This is a genomic window from Rhodospirillales bacterium (assembly GCA_023898805.1).
In the GTDB taxonomy this organism is placed as follows: Bacteria; Pseudomonadota; Alphaproteobacteria; order Micavibrionales; family UBA1664; genus UBA6145.
This window is the reverse complement of the sequence record CP060260.1, coordinates 639,843-657,184: the sequence shown is the minus strand read 5'-3', so window position 1 is coordinate 657,184 and position 17,342 is coordinate 639,843. Positions and strand designations below refer to the sequence as shown.

Sequence of the window (17,342 nt, the reverse complement as noted above, 5' to 3'; positions counted from 1 at the left end):
GGCCCATGACCATCGTGCGCGCCATTCATGAAACGGCGACCCAGATCGTGGGTGCGCGCGGGTCCGCCGTGGAAACCGCGCGCGGACGGCTGATGGTGATGGGGCTTTTGTTTTTGGTGATGTTCGGCGGAATCGCCATGCGGGTCACCTATCTGTGCCTGTGGCAGCAGGGGGCGGAGCCGCGCTTTGAGGCTTTGCGCGCGAATGCCGATTCCTCGGCCGTGCTGGCGGCGGGGCGCGCGGATATCGTCGACCGCAACGGGGTCTTGCTGGCGACCACGCTGGATACGATGTCCTTGTATGTCGATCCCAAGATGATCAACGACGCGTCGCGACTTGCGGCCGAACTCAAAGGTGTTTTTCCGGACGAGGATCAGGCCGAGCTTGAAAAAAAGCTGAGCGCGAAAAGCCGTTTCATGTGGATTCGCCGCGGCCTTAGCCCGCATGAAATCGCGGCGGTCAACGCGCTGGGCCAGCCGGGTTTGAATTTCCGCCCGGAAAGCCGCCGTTTTTATCCGCAGGAAAATCTGGTCGCGCATATCGTCGGGTACACGGATCTGGATGGCACCGGGCTGGCCGGGGTGGAACGCGCGCGCGATTCCGAATTGAAGAAGGGTGGCGCGCCGTTGCGCCTGACCATCGACGTGCGCTTTCAACACGCGCTCAGGCGCGCTGTGGCGCAGGCGGTTTCGGATTTCACCGCGAAGGGGGCGGCGGGCCTGATTGTCGATGTCGCAAGCGGGGATATTCTTGCGGCGGTATCGTTGCCGGATTTCGACCCGCAGGAGGTGGGCGCGGCCACGGACGACGAAAAATTCAACCGTTTCGCGACCGGCGTGTATGAAATGGGTTCGACCTTCAAGACGTTTTCGCTGGCGGCGCTTTTGGACCGGGTCAACGGCGACGTGGGCCAGAAATTCGATGCCAGCAAACCGCTTAGACGCGCCGGATTCACGATCACCGATTACCATGCGCAGAACCGGGTGCTGACCCTGCCCGAAGTGTTCATGTACTCGTCCAATATCGGCACCGCGCTGGTGGGCGACAAGATCGGGACGGACCGGCTTAAAGATTTTTATACGCAGCTTGGGTTCACGCGGCCGGTGCCGCTGGCCGACATGCCGGAAGGCGCGGCGCCGCTGGTGCCCGATCCATGGCGCGACATCAATACGCTGACCGCCACTTACGGCCATGGCATCGCGGTCACGCCCGTGCACCTGATCCGCGCCTTCGCTGGCATCGTCAACGGCGGTACGCTGCCCGCGCTGCATCTGGCGGCGGACGAAAAGGACGAAATGCGCGCACGGATCATCCGGCCCGAAACCTCGCGCAAGATGCTGGAGCTTTTGCGGCTGGTCGTCACCCACGGCACCGGCGAAAAGGCCAACGTGCCGGGCGCGATGCTGGCGGGCAAGACCGGCACCGCGGAAAAGACCGGCCCCGGTGGTTACGATCACAGCAAGCTGGTGTCGTCGTTTATCGCGACGTTTCCCGCCGACCATCCGCGTTACGCCATTCTGATCGCGGTGGACGAACCGCACGGCAACAAACAAAGTTACGGCTACGCCACGGCCGGGTGGGTCGCTGCGCCGGGGGTCGGGCACGTGGCGCAGGCGATCATGGATTTAAGCGCGATGCCGCCCGCGGACGAAAAAGACGACGCATTGATGGCGGCCGACATGGCGCGATATATTCACCTGCCTGAAAACGAAATGCGGAAAATGGCCGCATACGAACGATGAACGACGACGACATCCTTGCCCGGATATCCGGGTTGACCGCTGACAGCCGCATGGCGCGTTCCGGCTGGCTGTTCGCCGCCCTGCCCGGTACGCGCAGCGACGGGCGCATGTATATACGCGACGCCATCGTCAACGGCGCGGCAGTCATCCTTGCGCCTGAGGGCACGGTGTTGCCTGAGGATGTACTTGGGGATGTACGGGCCATGCTGGTCACGGACATTGACGCACGCGGGCGGTTCGCGCGGCTGGCCGCACGGTTTTACGGACGGCAGCCGGAAACCGTGGCGGCGGTCACCGGAACCAACGGCAAGACATCCTGCGTCACCTTCGCGGCGCAGCTTTGGGACATGCTGGGGCATACCGCGGCATCGTTGGGCACGCTGGGCATCGTCAGCCGCATCACCATGAAAAAAGGCGGGCTGACCACGCCGGACCCGGTGCAGTTGCAGGCGGAGATGGCCGATCTTGCGGCGGCGGGCGTGACGCATCTGGCGATGGAGGCGTCGAGCATCGGTCTGGATCAAAGGCGGCTGGACGGCGTGCGGCTGAAGGCGGCGGCGTTCACGAATCTGAGCCACGACCATCTGGATTACCACGGCGACATGGAAACGTATTTTGCCGCCAAACGCCGCCTGTTCGACGTGCTGTTGCCGCAGGACGGCGTCGCGGTCATCAATACCGATGACGAATGGGGCGTGCGGCTTTCGGGTATGGTGCGGCAGCGGCAAATCCGTGTGGGCGGTGATTCCGGGTGCGAGATCCGGCTGGTTCGTCAGATTCCGAGCGCGACCGGGCAGGTGCTGGAGGTCGTGGCCGAGGGGCGGACGCATGAGATCGCCCTGCCTTTGGTCGGTCTGTTTCAGGGGATGAACGCGCTGGCCGCGGCGGGGCTGGTGATGGCGTGCGACGGGGTCGGGTTCGCGCAGCTTGTACCGCTTTTGGAAAAACTGCACGGCGTGCCCGGGCGGCTGGAGCTGGTCAAGGGCGCGCCCGTCTATGTCGATTACGCGCATACGCCGCACGGGTTGGAAACCGTCCTCAAGGCCCTGCGCCCGCATACCAGCGGGCGGCTGGTGGTGGTGTTCGGCTGTGGCGGGGACCGCGACAAGGGCAAGCGTCCGGTGATGGGCGGGATTGCCACAAAATTGGCGGATCTGGCGATTATCACCGACGACAACCCGCGCGGCGAGGATGCGGCGAAAATTCGCGCGGAAATCCGCGCGGGCGCACCCAACGCGGCCGAGATCGGTGATCGCCGCACCGCGATCAGCGAGGCGGTGGCTGGACTGGAAGCCGGGGATGTGCTTGTGATTGCCGGCAAGGGGCACGAGCAGGGGCAGATCGTGGGGGACGCGGTTTTGCCCTTCGACGACGTTAAGGAAGCCGAGGACGCAATACATGCTTTATAATCTTCTTTCGCCCCTGGCCGAACATATACAGGTGTTCAACCTGTTCCGTTACCTGACGTTCCGCACCGGGTGCGCGACATTGACCGCCCTGGTCATCTGTTTCCTGATCGGACCGCACCTGATCGCGTGGCTGCGCGCGAAACAGGCGGAAGGCCAGCCGATCCGCGAGGATGGACCGGAAACCCATTTCAAGAAGCGCGGCACGCCGACCATGGGCGGGCTGATGATTTTGATTTCGGTTACGATCAGCACGCTTTTGTGGTCCGACCTGCGCAATCAATATGTGTGGTTCGCGCTGATCGTGATGATCGGGTACGGTGCGATCGGTTTCGCCGACGATTACCTGAAGCTGACAAAACGCAACGTCAAGGGTTTGGCGGGGCGCAAAAAATTGTTCTGGCAGATCTTGATCGCGGGGCTGGTGACCGTTGGCATCGTTTTCAGCCTGCCGGACGGGTTGTACGACACGCTGGCGATTCCGTTTTTCAAATCGGTGCTTTTGCCGCTGGGCATATTGTTCGTGCCGTTTTCGATTCTGGTGATCATCGGCGCGTCGAACGCGGTCAACCTGACCGACGGGCTGGACGGGCTTGCGATCGTGCCGGTGGCGATCGCGGCGGCGTGTTTCGGCTTGATTTCCTATGTCGTGGGCAACGCGATCTATGCCGAATACCTGCAAATCCATTACGTGCCGGGGTCGGGCGAGCTTGCGGTGCTGTGCGGGGCGCTGATCGGCGGGGCGATGGGGTTTTTATGGTACAACGCGCCGCCCGCCATGGTGTTCATGGGCGATACCGGCAGCCTTAGTCTTGGCGGCGTGCTGGGCACGATCGCGGTGATCACCAAGCACGAACTGGTGCTGGCGATCATCGGCGGGCTGTTCGTGGCCGAAACCGTGTCGGTGATGATTCAGGTCGCGTATTTCAAGATGACCGGCAAGCGCGTGTTTTTGATGGCGCCGCTGCACCACCATTTTGAAAAGCACGGCTGGTCGGAACCCACCATCGTTATCCGGTTCTGGATCATCGCGGTCATTCTGGCACTGGTCGGGCTTTCGACCCTGAAGCTGCGGTAATGACGGCCCCGGCCTTCATTTTCGAATCCTTCGATTTCGACGCCGCAAGCGGCGTGCTCAGCCTTCGTTACGCTTTCGAGGGGGCGGAGAAGTTCGAGGAGCGCATTACCTTTCCCGCGCCGGAAACCTATGACCATGGCGCGGCGGAGCGGATTTTCCGGCTGATCTTCCTTTTGGCCGGGGTGAGCTATTACAAAACGCGCGCGCCGCGCGTGTTGAAATGCCCGGCCTTCGCGGTCGATGCTGACACGGCGGCGTTCGTCACCCGCGTCTATACGCTGGGGCTGGCGGAATTCGCCTATAAAAACAGGCTGGACCTTGCGGGGCATATCCAGTTTTCCGGGCACGGCACGGCCTTGGGACCGCTGCGGCTGGCGATGAAGGAGCGGATTTTGATACCCGTGGGTGGGGGCAAGGATTCGATCGTCACGCTGGAGGCCCTGCGCCGCCACAACCCGACGCTGTTCGCGCTGGGCGCGCCGGGTGGGGCGGCGCAACCCATCGCGGATACGATCCGCGTATCGGGGTTGACGTCGATTTACGTTTCGCGCCTGCTTTCACCGCAACTGGGGGTGATGAACGCGCGCGGCGCGTATAACGGGCATGTGCCGATTACCGCGATTTTGTCGGCGATCGCGGTCGCGTGCGCGATTCTATACGGGTATCGCGCCGTGGTCTTGTCGAACGAACATTCGGCCAGCGTGCCCAATTTCGACGACGTCAACCACCAGTACAGCAAGTCGCTGGAATTCGAGCGCGATTTCGCCGGGTGGCTGGCCGCGCATGTCTCTCCCGACATCGCCTATTTTTCGTTTTTACGGCCCTTGAGCGAAATCGCGATCGCGCAACGTTTCGCGCGGCACGGCGCCTATCACGATATTTTTCGCAGCTGTAATACCGCCTTCCGGCAGGATGCGGCGGCGCGCGGCACGCATTGGTGCCGCAACTGCCCGAAATGCCGGTTCGTGTTTCTGGCGCTGGCGCCGTTCGTCGAACGCACGCGGCTTGCGCAGATATTCGGCGGCAACATGCTGGACGACATGGCGCAGGCGGAAGGTTTCGCCGAATTGTGCGGGGTGGCCGCGTTCAAGCCGTTCGAGTGCGTGGGCGAGGTCGAGGAAAGCGCCGCCGCGCTTGCGCATCTGGCACAGATGCCGGAATGGCGCGACGACGCGGTGGTCGCGGCGCTGGCGGGGCGCGTGCGGGGCGGAAATTTCGCGGCGCTGTTCGATCTGTATCCCGATCACCGCGTGCCGCCCGCGTATCTTGGGGATCTGGCATGAAGGCCGAGGCGCTTTCGGGCAAGAACGTCGTCATCTGGGGCACAGGCCGCGAAGGGATGGCGGCGGCGGCATTCATCCGCGCGCGGGCGAAAGATGCACGCATCACCTTCGTCGACGAGGCGACGGGCGGGAATATCGCCCCGGCGCTGGCGCAGGCGGATGTCATCGTCAAGTCGCCAGGGGTAAGCCTGTATCATCCGTTGCTCAAGGGACGCGCGGTCACATCCTTGATGAATTTGTGGTTCGCGCAGGATCATGCGGCGAAAACCGTATGCATTACCGGGACCAAGGGCAAAAGCACCACATCGGCGCTTTTGGGGCATGTCCTGCGCAAGGCGGGCGCGCGCGTGGAGGTGGTCGGGAATATCGGCGTGCCGATCAGCGAGGCGCCTGAGGATTCGCAAGTGCTGGTCATCGAAACGTCGTCGTATCAGGCGGCGAATTTCGACGGGCGCTGCGACATCGCGGCGGTGACGTCGCTGTATCCGGAACATCTGGACTGGCACGGCGACTGGGAGTCGTATGCGCGCGACAAGCTGCATCTTTTGGGGCAGGCGGCGCACAAGATACTGCACGCGCAGGCAGCCGGGGCGGGGGTCGCGTATCCGAAATCCAGCGAAATCGTGGAGGATTTCGTTGGTGCTATCCCCAATGCCTATCTGGCGCGGGCGCATAACCGGGGGAATGTCGCCGTCGTGCTGGCAGTCGTGCGCGCGCTGGGTTACGACGCGGACGCGGCGCTGGCCGCGATGGTGGATTTTCAAGGCCTGCCGCACCGTCAGCAGGAACTGGGCACGCGCGCGAACGTCGTTTACGTCGACGATTCCATCGCCACCACGCCGCAGGCCGCCATCGCGGCGATGGAGGTTTACAAGGGTCGGGCGATCACCTTGATCGCCGGGGGGCACGACCGGGGCATCGATTACGCGCCGCTGGTCGATTACGTGCGCGGGCACAATATCGGGCTTGTGACACTGGGGCCGGCTGGCGCGCGCATTCGCGCCGCGGCGGGCGGCAGCGCGGCACAGGACATGGTGGATGCGGTGGCGCAGGCGCGGGGCATGACGCCGTCGGGCGGGGTGATCCTGTTGTCGCCCGCCGCGCCAAGTTTCGGGCTGTTTAAAAATTACGCCGAACGGGGCGAGGCCTTTGCCCGCGAAAGCGGATTTTAGCGCGGTTTAGTCCTTTCGCGACCCGTGCAAATCGGCGAGAATCGCAAGGATGTCATTGTTTTCGGATCAGGAACGTTCGCGCGTGGCGCGGTGGTGGTGGTCGGTCGACCGGCCCCTGCTGGCGGCGATGCTGGCGCTTGCGGTTCTGGGCATCGGGCTGGTGACGACGGCCAGTCCGCCGGTCGCAATACGCATCGGGGTCGCGCCCACGCATTTCATCGTCCGTCACATCATGTTCCTGCTGCCGTCTTTGGGTGTCATGTTCCTGTGTTCGATGCTCAGCCCCAAACAGATCTGGCGGCTGGCCACGGTGTTGTTCGCCGTGGGATGTCTGGGCATCGTCATGACGCTGTTACACGGCACGCAGATCAAGGGCGCGACGCGGTGGGTGTCGCTGTTCGGGTTTTCGATCCAACCGTCGGAATTCGTCAAGCCGTGTTTTGTCGTGGTCGCGGGGTGGCTTCTGGCGCGGCAGAAAACCATGGAAGGTTTTCCCGGCCTGCTGCTGGCTTCGGGGCTTTACGGCATGGTCGTGCTGCTTTTGATGGCGCAGCCCGATCTGGGGATGACGGTGGTGGTCAGCGCGACGTTCTTCGCCATGATCTTTCTGGCCGGGTGCCCCTTGCGTTACATTTTCATCATGCTGGTGGGCGGGTTGCTGGCGCTGGTCGCGGTGTATTACACGTTCGACCACGTCCATTCGCGCATCGACCGGTTCCTCGATCCCAGCAGCGGGGACACGTATCAGGTCGATCGGTCGCTGGAGGCGTTCGCCAATGGCGGGCTGTTCGGCACCGGGCCGGGCGGCGGGCAGGTCAAAAAGCAATTGCCGGACGCGCACGCGGATTTCATTTTCGCGGTGGCCGCCGAGGAATTGGGGCTTATATTCACGATATTACTGATGGGGGTTTACGTCTTCATCGTGCTGCGCGGGTTTGCGCGGCTTCGGAATGGCAATTCCGTCTTCGCCATGCTGGGCGGGGGCGGGTTGCTGGTGATGATCGGGGTGCAGGCCTGCATCCATATGGGATCATCGACCGAAATCCTGCCTGCCAAGGGCATGACCCTGCCGTTGATTTCGTATGGCGGGTCGTCGCTGGTGGCGGTGGGGATGACGATGGGCATGATCCTCGCGCTGACCAAGGGACAGGGGACAAGGCGTCATGACTTCCGCTGGAAGCCGGCCACAAGCGGCGAATTCTAAAGGGCCGGTCGTTTTAAGCGCCGGGGGCACGGGCGGACATATGTTTCCGGCCTTCGCGCTGGCGCGCGCGCTTCTGGTACGCGGGGTCAAGGTGCAGTTGGTTACCGATTTGCGCGGGGCGCGGTATCGCGACCAGTATCCGGACATTCCGTTCCAGATGGTGCGGGCGGAAACGCTGCGTTCCGGTTTCGTCGCAAAAATCCGGTTCGTGATCGATCTTCTGGTTGGCATCGGCCAGGCGATGCGCTTCCTGCGTGCGTTGCGTCCGCGCGCGGTGGTCGGTTTCGGCGGGTATCCGTCCTTTCCGGCGGTGATCGCCGCGCATTTTTTGAAAATTCCGGTGTTGTTGCACGAACAAAACGCCGTGCTGGGCCGTGCCAACCGGGTATTGGCGGGGCAGGCGAAGGCGATTGCGTTGTCCCTGCCCAATGTGGAGAGCTTGCCGGAAAAATGGCGCGCAAAGACCATCGTCACCGGCAATCCGGTGCGCGCGGAAATCGCTGAATCCAGACCGTATGCCGCGCCGGGGGCGGGGCCGGAGGACCGGCTGCGGGTGTTGATTTTGGGGGGGTCGCAGGGGGCGAGCGTGTTTTCCCGGCTGATGCCGGAGGCGGTCGCGCTGTTGCCGGAAGCCTTGCGCCGGCGTCTGGATGTCGTGCAGCAATGCCGCGCCGCGGATATCGGGATGTGCCGCCATGCCTATGACGTGGCGGGGGTGAAAGTACGGCTGGAAAGTTTTGTCACCGACGTGCCGCAGCAGCTTGCCGCCTGCCATCTTCTGGTGTCGCGTTCGGGTGCAAGCACGGTCAGCGAGGCGGCGGTGGCCGGAAGGCCGGCTTTGTTCATCCCGTATCCGCACCATGCCGACCAGCAGCAGCGCGCCAATGCCATGGTGCTGGTGCGCGCGGGGGCCGCGAAAATGCTCGATCAAAAGGGCCTGACGGCGCAGATTCTGGCGAAAGAGCTTGAATCGCTGCTGGAAAATCCGGCAGAGTTGGCCGCCATGGCCGGGGCGGCGCGCGCGGCGCTTGGCGCGGATGCCGCCAAACGCCTTGCGGATGCCATTTTAGCCCTTTAGAAGAACTGGAACGGGTTTTTTATTCGGTCTTAAGCACCGAAACCCTTCGTTTATCAAAGGATAACATCATGAGTTTCATGCCACGCAATATCGGGATGCTGCATTTCGTCGGAATCGGCGGGATCGGCATGTCAGGGATTGCCGAGATGCTGATGGGCCTGGGATATCAGGTGCAGGGGTCGGACGCGGTGGAGGGCGCGAATACGCGCAGGCTGGCGGAAAAGGGCATCGGCGTGATGATCGGCCACCATGCCGCGAACCTGATGACCGCGACGGGCGCGATGCCTGCGGCGGTCGTGGTGTCGAGCGCGATCAAGCCCGACAATCCGGAACTTGAAGAAGCCGTGCGCCGCAACATCCCGGTCGTGCACAGGGCGGAGATGCTGGCCGAGCTGATGCGCCTGAAATGGTCGATCGGCATTGCCGGCACGCACGGCAAGACGACCACGACGTCGATGGTCGGCGCGATGCTGGAGGCCGGGGGAATGGACCCCACGGTCATCAACGGCGGGATCGTCAATTCTTACGGCACCAACACGCGGCAGGGCGGGTCGCAGTGGATGGTGGTGGAAACCGACGAAAGCGACGGTTCGTTCATATCCCTGCCGCTCAATGCCGGGGTGATCACCAATATCGACCCGGAGCATCTGGATCATTACGGATCGTTCGCCGCGTTGAAGGCCGCGTTCGCGATGTTCGTCCAGAACCTGCCGTTTTACGGGTTCGCGGTTTTGTGCGCGGACCACCGCGACGTGCGCGAGCTGATCCCGCAGCTTTCCAACCGACGGCTGATCACCTATGGCTTTGCGCCGGACGCGCAGGTGCGGGCGAGTGACGTGCAGTTGCGCGCGGACGGGGCGGTGTTCGACATCACGGTCGCGGGTTGCGTGGTCAAGGGCGACGACCGGGTTTTCAAAGGTGTGCGCATCAACGTGCCGGGGCGGCACAACGTGCAGAATTCGTTGGCCGCCGTCGCGGTCGGTCTTGCGCTGGGTATGGACGAGGCGGGGATTCGCAAAGGGCTTGAAGGCTTCGCCGGGGTGAAGCGACGCTTTACCAATGCCGGTCAGGCGGGCGGCGTCACCGTGATCGATGATTACGCGCACCATCCGGTCGAGATCCGCACCGTGCTTGCGACCGCGCGCACGGTACAGGCGGAAAGCGGCGGGCGCGTCATCGCGGTGATGCAGCCGCACCGTTATACGCGGCTTGCCAATCTGATCGACGATTTCGCCGCGTGTTTCGTGGATGCGGATTCGGTTTTTATCGCCGACGTGTATGCCGCCGGGGAAAAGCCGATCGAGGGCGCGGATCGCGACCATCTGGTCGCGGCGGCGCGCGCGCGCGGGCACGAAGATGTCAGCGCGCTGGAAAGTCCGGACATGCTGGCCGCGATTTTGGCCGACAAGGTGCGGCCCGGCGACATGGTGGTATGCCTTGGCGCGGGCAGCATTACGAACTGGGCGCATGCGCTGCCCGGTCAACTTGAGCCGCTTCTGGCCAAGGACAAGGCCGCGTGAGCGATCTGGCGGGCCGCTTGCCGAAGGTGCGCGGGCGCTATACGGCGGATGCGCCGCTGGGCGCGACGACGTGGTTTCGTTGCGGCGGAAATGCACAGATGTTGTTCAAGCCGGAGGACGAGGCGGATTTGTCCGCGTTCCTTTCCGGTTTGCCGGACGACGTGCCGGTTACGGTTCTTGGCGTGTGTTCCAATACGATCGTGCGCGACGGCGGGATTCCCGGCGTGGTTATCCGGCTGGGCGGCGCGTTCGCGGACATCGCGGTGGAGCCGGATAGCGGGGCGGTGCGCGCGGGGGCGGCGGCGCTGGATGCCAATGTGGCGGCGGCGGCAGGGCGCGCCGGTCGCGCGGGGCTTGAATTTCTTTCGGGGATTCCGGGGACGGTCGGCGGGGCGCTGCGCATGAACGCAGGCGCCTATGGCGCCGAGATTAAAGACGTGTTGATCGAGGCGCGCGGCGTCGATCGCGCGGGGCAGGCGCATGCGTTCGATCCCGCCGGGATGGGCTTGGGTTATCGGCACTGCAGCGTGCCGGAGGACGTGATTTTCACCGGCGCGCGGTTGCGCACCATCGCGGGCGACCCCACCGAGATCGCGGCGCGGATGCGTGGGATCAAGGATCAACGTCAGGCGACGCAGCCGCAGGCGCGCACCGGCGGGTCAACCTTCGCCAACCCGACCGCCGACGCGTTGGCCGCGCTGGGGCTTGAGCCGATGAAGGCGTGGCAGATGATCGACAAGGCGGGGTGCCGGGGCCTTAAAATCGGCGGCGCGCAGATGGCCGAACTGCACTGCAATTTCATGATCAACACGGGTGATGCAACCTCGTCCGACCTTGAGGCGTTGGGCGAGGAGGTGCGGCGGCGGGTCAAAGACCTGTTCGGTTACGAACTGCGCTGGGAGATCAGGCGCATCGGCGTGCCCGCCGACATGGCTACGCACGGACAGGCGTAACCGTTTAGAGATTGAGTTTACGCTCGTACAGATCGGGCAGATCGTTTTCCAGCAGCACGATGTCGTTATAGGCCATATTGTCGCCAAGCCATTTCTGGGCATCGGCGAAGGTACGGCAGGGGATGACCGGCTTTTGCGGGGCGGCGGCGCGGAACGATTCCACCATTGCGGTGATGCGCATCGGGGACACGGGCAGGAAAATATCGGCGTGTTGGGCCGCAAGCGCGCCGATGCGCGCGTGTTCGGTGGCGTGCGCGTCGCCCAGTTCGATCATGCCGGGCGAGATCAGGATGCGGCGGCGATTGGCGCCGAGCAGGGAAAGTACCTCTAGCGCGGCGGCGAATCCGGCGGGGTTGGCGTTGTAGGCGTCGTCGATCACGATCGCGCCGGAGGTCTGATAGATGACTTCGAGGCGGTGGCGGATCTGCGGCGTGGTGCGCAGGGCATTGATCACCAGCGCCGGTTCCATACCGATGCGGCAGGCAGTGGCGAATGCGATGGCCATGTTGTCGGCGTGGTGCTGGCCGAAAAGCGGCGCGCTTAGGGCATAGGTCGCGCCCTTGTAATCGACATGCGCGGTCGTGCCTTCTTGTGTCTGCGTGACGTCGCGGATGCGTACGTCGTCGCCCGCCCGGTTGCCGACCAGCAGCACACGGGCGCGATGTTCGTCGACCAGCGCGCGGGCATAGTCCTGTTCCGTGACGGCGGAACCGATCACCGCCCAGCCATTGTGGGCGAAAGCGGATTCGGCCAGTTCGCTTTTGGCGCGGGCGACGGCATCCAGGGTCCGGAAGCGTTCGTAATGCGCGTGGCCCAGAGCGGTAATCACCGCGGCGTCGGGCGGGGCCAGATCGCACAGCGCGCGGATTGATCCGGGGCCGTAGGCGCCCATTTCACAAAGAAAGAATTTATGATGCGGGGTCAGGGTTTCGCGCACGACGCGGGCGATGCCCATCGCGGTGTTGACCGAACCGGGCGTGGCCAAAGTCGGCCCGAATTGCGAGAGGATGTGGGCGAGGATGTGCTTGGTCGAGGTCTTGCCGAACGAACCGGTGATGCCGATGGTGAAGGGTTTGAGATCGGCCAGCCTTGCATGCGCCTCGTTCCAGAAACGTTGCTGGATCTGCGCCTCGTACGGGGCGGCGAGCAGGTTGGCGAAGACCAGCACGAAGGGCACGGCCTGAATCATCACGACCCACGGCAGCAACGGTACGTGCATGGAAATCAACGAAATCGCGGCCAGCGCGAAGACCCCTTCGGCAATCCAGGCGATACGCGCGGCGCGCGCGGTCATGGCCAGTTTCTTTTTGCCGGTCAGGCGCGGATCGGGTTCGACCCAGCCGATGATCGCGATGCACAGGGCGGCGATGGCGTCGAAAAACGGCGCGAAAATAGGCAGCAGCAGTGCCGGAACCGCAAGCAGCAGCGCGCAGATCGACGCCTTGCGGTCGAAATTGCGGCCGCGGACCAGCCATTGCACGAAGCGCGCGGGGTCGTAATCGTCCTGCTGGAAGATGTGCAGGTAGGTCAGGGTGCGGCGAAACGCGAAAAATAGAAACGCGATCGCAAGAATGGTGTCGGCCAGCGTGTTCATATGGGCGTCTTCATGGTTGAGCGTTCATGCCTCGTCCAGAAAGGTTTGGATCAGGGCCGCCACCTGATGCCGGCCCGCCCCCAGAATGCCGTTATGATCGAAGCCGTCAAGCACGTGCAGCTGCGATCCGTGGATTTTCGCATGCAGGCGGTGCGCCATTTCCGGCGGCGTATCGCGGTCGTTTGCGCCGACGACGATCAGGGTGGGGCAGGCGATCTGCTCCGCCTCCTGCCCCAGATCCTCGTTGACGATGCGCACGAAACTATCGCGCAGAACGCCCGCGCGGCGGTAATCGGATGACCCGAAACGGGCGCGCAGCGCGTCGCGGCGCGGGCCTTCCGGCACCATGTGCTTGAGCGTCTTGAAGGTGTAGACACGTGCGTTGTGCGAAATTTTCTGGAACATGGTGCGGCGGCGGCGCAGGCCCGCCGGTGCGATCAGCGCCAGTTTCCGGAATAGGCCGGGATAATGCGCGGCAAGCTGGATGCCGACGCGGCAGCCGAAGCTGTGCCCGACCCAAAGCGCAGCCGGCGCGGGCAGGGTTTTGAGGAATTGCGCGGCGGCGTCGGCGAATTCGCGTGTGCCCCACGCTTCCGGCGGGGGCGGTGTCGCGCCGTGACCGGGAAAATCGATCAGATACGAGGTGGCGATGCCCGCAAGGCTTTGCGCCAGCGGGGCGAAGGCCTCGCCGCTGTGTCCCCAGCCATGCGCCCAGACGATTGTCGCCGGGCCGGTGCCGATTTGCCTTATATTCATCATGTTACCGACTTGATTCACCTGTCGAATTGCTTTGAGATGGCGATTAAATGGCGATTATAGGTCAGGGATTGCAAATGAAAAAGCGCATAGCGGTATTTATCGGCGGGCGAAGCCCGGAACACGATGTCAGTGTTGTTACAGGGCTTCAGGCGTTTCAGGCACTGGATCGGGCGAAATTCGACCCGTTTCTGGTTTATGTCAGCCTGACCGGGGAATGGTTCGTGGGTTCGGCCCTTGAGGATCGGGCGAATTACATCCCGACCCCGGAAACCCGCCGGATGCTTACCCGCGTCAGTCTGGACAGCAATGCCGACCCGATGGGGCGCGGGCATTTGATTCCTGAGAAGAAGGGGCTGTTCGGGCGGGCCGTGCCGATCGATTTTGATGCCGCGCTGCTGGCGTTTCACGGGCTGTTCGGCGAGGATGGCGGATTTCAGGGAATGCTTGAAAGCGCCAACGTACCCTATACCGGGATGCGGACCATGGCATCGGCGGTGTTGATGGACAAGGCCGCGACCAAGCGGGTGCTGGCGGGGACGAACGTGCCGCAGCTGCCCTTCGCGGTCATCGAACGGCCGTATGACGGGATGCATGTGGACGCCGGGGCGGTGGCGGCGCAGCTTGGCAACATCGCCTTCCCCGTCATCGTCAAACCCGCGCATCTGGGGTCGTCGATCGGGGTCGGGCGGGCGACCAGCGCCGAGGAGGTGGCGGCGATGCTGCCCGCGATCTTCGCGCTGGACCATCAGGCGATGGTCGAGCCGTTCGTCGAGAATTTGGTCGAATACAACGTCGCGGTCAGCGCGGTTTTCGGCGATCTGCGCACCAGCGCGATCGAGCGACCGAAACGCGCGAGCGATCTTCTGGACTTCAAGCAGAAATACATGTCGGGCGGCGGCACCAAAAAGGCGGGCGGGCAAAAGACGCCCGGTCAGTCGAGCGAGGGGATGCTGAGTCTGACGCGCGACATCAACCCCGACCTGCCGCCGGGCATGGCGGAAAAAATCCGCGGCTGGGCCGAGGCGGTGTTCCGCGCGGTCGGCGGCAGCGGCGCGCCGCGGCTGGATTTCCTGTCGAACGAAAAGACCGGCGAGGTCTGGTTCAACGAAGCCAATCCCTGCCCCGGCAGTCTGGGGTTCTTTTTGTGGGAGGCCGCGGAAAAGCCGGTTTTGTACACCGCGTTTTTAAGCGCGCTGATCGCCGAGGCGTTCGCGCTGCACGCGCGCGCGCAGCTTCCCGCCGATCCCACCTTGCGCGACGCGCGGCTGTTCGCGCGTCCGTTCAACTGTTAGATGGCGCGCGGCACGCGCCGGGCGGAGATGAAGGCGCGCCTGACGCCGCGGCGCCTGAGCTGGCTTGGCTGGTTCTGGGGGCGGGTATGGTTCGCGACCAAGATCGCAATCGCGATCGTCGCCGTGGCCGGGCTTCTGGCCTGGGCTTTGGCCAAGGGATATGTCGTTGCCGCCGGGCAATGGGCAGAATCGCGCATCGTCGCGGCCAGCGCGGATATGGGCCTGCGTATCGACAAGGTCACGGTGGACGGGATGCGTTATGTCGATCCGGCGACTTTGCGCCGCGCGATCGGGGTCGAAACGGGCGACGCGCTTTTGGGCGTGGACATCGCGGAGGCGCGCGTGCGGCTGGTCGCGATACCGTGGGTGCGCGATGCGCATCTGCGCCGGGTGTGGCCGGATACACTGATCGTCGCGCTGGATGAACGCGTACCCGCCGCAATTCAAGGCGACGCGCCGGGTGGGCCCGCGGTGATCGACGGTACGGGCGTGGTGCTGACGCATGACGACCCGGCGCGGTTCGGCAAATTGCTGATGGTCGCAGGCGCGGGCGCGGGGCCGCTTGCGGGTGCGTTGATCTCGCTGTTGAACGGGCAGCCGGAGCTTGCGGTGCGCGTGACGCGCGCCGCGCTCGTTTCCGGGCGGCGGTGGGATCTTACGCTGGATAATGGTACGGTCCTGCGCCTGCCCGATGACGATCCGGGCCTTGCGCTTGCCCGCGCGGCGCAGGCACAGACGGAAGACCATGTGTTCGATCAAGGGTATTCGGGCATCGACCTGCGGCAGAAAGACCGCATCATTCTGGAAGGCGCGCCCGCAAAAACGCCGGATGCGCTATCAAAAGACGGGAATCACGGTTAAATTTCACGAATCATGATCAGGCACAAACCCAAGCCCAAGGGCACCATCATCGCGGCGCTGGACATCGGGTCCACGAAAATCGCCTGTTTCATCGGGCGGGTCACGGACGAGCAGGGCGGCGTTTCGGTCATCGGCATCGGGCATGTGGCGTCGCGTGGGGTCAAGGCGGGGACGGTCACCGACCTTCTGGCCGCCGAGGAATCGATCAGGCAGGCGGTTCACGCCGCCGAAACCATGGCGGTCGGCGAGATGAAGGGGTATCCGCTGCGCGACGTCGTGACCGGCGTGCCGACCATGTACACGGAAAGCCACAAGACCGCGATCGATATCGCGATGCTGGGTCACGAGGTGGGCGAGGGCGATATCCGCCGCGCGATCCAGCGGGCGCAGAAGCAAGACCAGCGCGAGGGGCGGACACTGATCCACGCCATCGCCGCCGGGTATGCCATCGACGGGCATCGCGGCATCGAGGAGCCGCGCGGCATGGCGGGGCAGCGCCTGCGCGTCGACGTCAACGTCGTGACCGCGGAAAGCCCGGCGCTGGTGAATATCGCCCGCTGCGTCGAACGCACGCATCTGGATATCGAGGCGCTGTGCGTGCCGCCTTATGCCGCGGGCCTGTCCAGTCTGGTCGCGGACGAGATGGACCTTGGCTGCACCGTCATCGACATGGGCGGCGGCGTGACCAGTTTTGCCGTGTTTCGCGAAGGCGCGATGATTCATGCCGGGGCGATTCCGGTGGGCGGCGCGCATGTGACCAACGACGTTGCGCGCGGCCTGAACACCCGCGCGCAGGAGGCCGAGCGCATCAAGATTTTGTATGGTTCGGCGCTTACGTCCTCCACCGACGATTCGGAACTGATCGATGTGCCGCAGCTGGGCGAGGAGGAAGAATCCCAGCCCAACCACATCCCGCGTTCGTATCTTGTTTCCATCATCCAGCCGCGGCTTGAGGAGGTATTCGAGATGGTGCGCGCGCGGCTTGACGATTCCGGGTTGAGCGCGGCGATGGGGCGGCGCGTGGTGCTGACCGGCGGCGCGGCCCAGACGCCGGGAATGCGCGATCTGGCCGGGATGATTCTGGGCAAGCAGGTGCGGCTGGGCCGTCCGGTGCGGATCAAGGGGCTGCCCGATGCAACGTCCGGACCGGCCTTCGCCGCCACGGCAGGGCTTTTGCATTATGTCTGCGAGCGGGCGGACGAATTGCCGCAATACAGTGGACGGCACGACGCCGCCGAAGGCACGTTGGTCGCACGCGCCCAGCGCTGGCTGCGCGAGAACTGGTGAAGAACGCCTTATAAACCTGTGGATAACCGCCGAGTAAGCAGGGGATGGATTCACTTTTTTCTTCCGTGACTCTTGCCGCGCGTGAATCGAAGCATTTACACTTTTCAAAGTGA

General features: G+C 64.0%; 14 protein-coding genes. 12 read left to right on the top strand and 2 right to left on the bottom strand.

Annotated elements, in window-relative coordinates; translation table 11 throughout:
• The first annotated feature begins 5 nt into the window (after positions 1-5).
• The 9 genes from H6866_03260 (at position 6) to murB (ending at position 11,436) form a co-directional block, all read left to right on the top strand.
• On the top strand, positions 6-1,742 hold the full coding sequence (locus H6866_03260) for a penicillin-binding protein 2 (protein USO08245.1): 1,737 nt from the start codon (positions 6-8) through the stop codon (positions 1,740-1,742).
• Positions 1,739-3,151, top strand: coding sequence for a UDP-N-acetylmuramoyl-L-alanyl-D-glutamate--2,6-diaminopimelate ligase (locus H6866_03255; protein USO08244.1), 1,413 nt, complete (start codon positions 1,739-1,741; stop codon positions 3,149-3,151). Before H6866_03260 ends, H6866_03255 begins: the two co-directional genes overlap by 4 nt.
• Positions 3,141-4,226, top strand: coding sequence for a phospho-N-acetylmuramoyl-pentapeptide-transferase (locus tag H6866_03250; GenBank protein USO08243.1), 1,086 nt, complete (start codon positions 3,141-3,143; stop codon positions 4,224-4,226). The genes H6866_03255 and H6866_03250 overlap by 11 nt, the downstream gene beginning before the upstream one ends.
• Positions 4,226-5,509 carry an endonuclease domain-containing protein gene (locus H6866_03245; GenBank protein ID USO08242.1) on the top strand — a complete coding sequence of 428 codons (1,284 nt, stop codon included), beginning with the start codon at positions 4,226-4,228 and terminating at the stop codon, positions 5,507-5,509. The genes H6866_03250 and H6866_03245 overlap by 1 nt, the downstream gene beginning before the upstream one ends.
• The gene (murD, locus tag H6866_03240) at positions 5,506-6,681 is read left to right on the top strand and encodes a UDP-N-acetylmuramoyl-L-alanine--D-glutamate ligase (GenBank protein USO08241.1); all 1,176 of its coding nucleotides are present in this window, start codon (positions 5,506-5,508) and stop codon (positions 6,679-6,681) included. The genes H6866_03245 and murD overlap by 4 nt, the downstream gene beginning before the upstream one ends.
• 49 nt (positions 6,682-6,730) lie before the next feature.
• Positions 6,731-7,885, top strand: a complete 1,155-nt coding sequence (locus H6866_03235) for a cell division protein FtsW (protein ID USO08240.1) — start codon at positions 6,731-6,733, stop codon at positions 7,883-7,885.
• Positions 7,845-8,963, top strand: coding sequence for an undecaprenyldiphospho-muramoylpentapeptide beta-N-acetylglucosaminyltransferase (murG, locus tag H6866_03230; GenBank protein USO08239.1), 1,119 nt, complete (start codon positions 7,845-7,847; stop codon positions 8,961-8,963). The genes H6866_03235 and murG overlap by 41 nt, the downstream gene beginning before the upstream one ends.
• Positions 8,964-9,031: 68 nt before the next feature.
• Positions 9,032-10,483: a UDP-N-acetylmuramate--L-alanine ligase gene (locus H6866_03225; GenBank protein USO08238.1), complete on the top strand. Its 1,452-nt coding sequence runs from the start codon at positions 9,032-9,034 to the stop codon at positions 10,481-10,483.
• Positions 10,480-11,436: a UDP-N-acetylmuramate dehydrogenase gene (murB, locus tag H6866_03220; protein USO08237.1), complete on the top strand. Its 957-nt coding sequence runs from the start codon at positions 10,480-10,482 to the stop codon at positions 11,434-11,436. The genes H6866_03225 and murB overlap by 4 nt, the downstream gene beginning before the upstream one ends.
• A 4-nt stretch (positions 11,437-11,440) precedes the next feature.
• Here the strand turns inward: murB and H6866_03215 are convergent, their stop codons facing one another.
• Positions 11,441-13,030, bottom strand: a complete 1,590-nt coding sequence (locus tag H6866_03215) for a UDP-N-acetylmuramoyl-tripeptide--D-alanyl-D-alanine ligase (GenBank protein ID USO08236.1) — start codon at positions 13,028-13,030, stop codon at positions 11,441-11,443.
• A 24-nt stretch (positions 13,031-13,054) separates the two neighbouring features.
• Complete coding sequence (locus H6866_03210) at positions 13,055-13,789, bottom strand: alpha/beta fold hydrolase (protein USO08235.1); 735 nt, start codon at positions 13,787-13,789, stop codon at positions 13,055-13,057.
• Positions 13,790-13,863: 74 nt separating this feature from the next.
• Between H6866_03210 and H6866_03205 the strand changes: the two genes are divergently transcribed.
• From H6866_03205 to ftsA, 3 genes are read left to right on the top strand one after another with little or no spacing between them, the layout of a single operon-like run.
• Positions 13,864-15,081: a D-alanine--D-alanine ligase gene (locus H6866_03205; GenBank protein ID USO08234.1), complete on the top strand. Its 1,218-nt coding sequence runs from the start codon at positions 13,864-13,866 to the stop codon at positions 15,079-15,081.
• On the top strand, positions 15,082-15,942 hold the full coding sequence (locus tag H6866_03200; GenBank protein ID USO08233.1) for an FtsQ-type POTRA domain-containing protein: 861 nt from the start codon (positions 15,082-15,084) through the stop codon (positions 15,940-15,942).
• 15 nt (positions 15,943-15,957) lie between these two features.
• The gene (gene ftsA / locus H6866_03195) at positions 15,958-17,229 is read left to right on the top strand and encodes a cell division protein FtsA (GenBank protein USO08576.1); all 1,272 of its coding nucleotides are present in this window, start codon (positions 15,958-15,960) and stop codon (positions 17,227-17,229) included.
• Positions 17,230-17,342 lie beyond the last annotated feature (113 nt).

What these genes read in the sequence shown, in the direction of transcription:
- H6866_03260 (USO08245.1), top strand. Translation starts at nt 6, where the DNA reads ATGACCATCGTGCGCGCCATTCATGAAACGGCGACCCAGATCGTGGGT.
- H6866_03255 (USO08244.1), top strand. Translation starts at nt 1,739, where the DNA reads ATGAACGACGACGACATCCTTGCCCGGATATCCGGGTTGACCGCTGAC.
- H6866_03250 (USO08243.1), top strand. Translation starts at nt 3,141, where the DNA reads ATGCTTTATAATCTTCTTTCGCCCCTGGCCGAACATATACAGGTGTTC.
- H6866_03245 (USO08242.1), top strand. Translation starts at nt 4,226, where the DNA reads ATGACGGCCCCGGCCTTCATTTTCGAATCCTTCGATTTCGACGCCGCA.
- murD (USO08241.1), top strand. Translation starts at nt 5,506, where the DNA reads ATGAAGGCCGAGGCGCTTTCGGGCAAGAACGTCGTCATCTGGGGCACA.
- H6866_03235 (USO08240.1), top strand. Translation starts at nt 6,731, where the DNA reads ATGTCATTGTTTTCGGATCAGGAACGTTCGCGCGTGGCGCGGTGGTGG.
- murG (USO08239.1), top strand. Translation starts at nt 7,845, where the DNA reads ATGACTTCCGCTGGAAGCCGGCCACAAGCGGCGAATTCTAAAGGGCCG.
- H6866_03225 (USO08238.1), top strand. Translation starts at nt 9,032, where the DNA reads ATGAGTTTCATGCCACGCAATATCGGGATGCTGCATTTCGTCGGAATC.
- H6866_03215 (USO08236.1), bottom strand. Translation starts at nt 13,030, where the DNA reads ATGAACACGCTGGCCGACACCATTCTTGCGATCGCGTTTCTATTTTTC.
- H6866_03210 (USO08235.1), bottom strand. Translation starts at nt 13,789, where the DNA reads ATGATGAATATAAGGCAAATCGGCACCGGCCCGGCGACAATCGTCTGG.
- H6866_03205 (USO08234.1), top strand. Translation starts at nt 13,864, where the DNA reads ATGAAAAAGCGCATAGCGGTATTTATCGGCGGGCGAAGCCCGGAACAC.
- H6866_03200 (USO08233.1), top strand. Translation starts at nt 15,082, where the DNA reads ATGGCGCGCGGCACGCGCCGGGCGGAGATGAAGGCGCGCCTGACGCCG.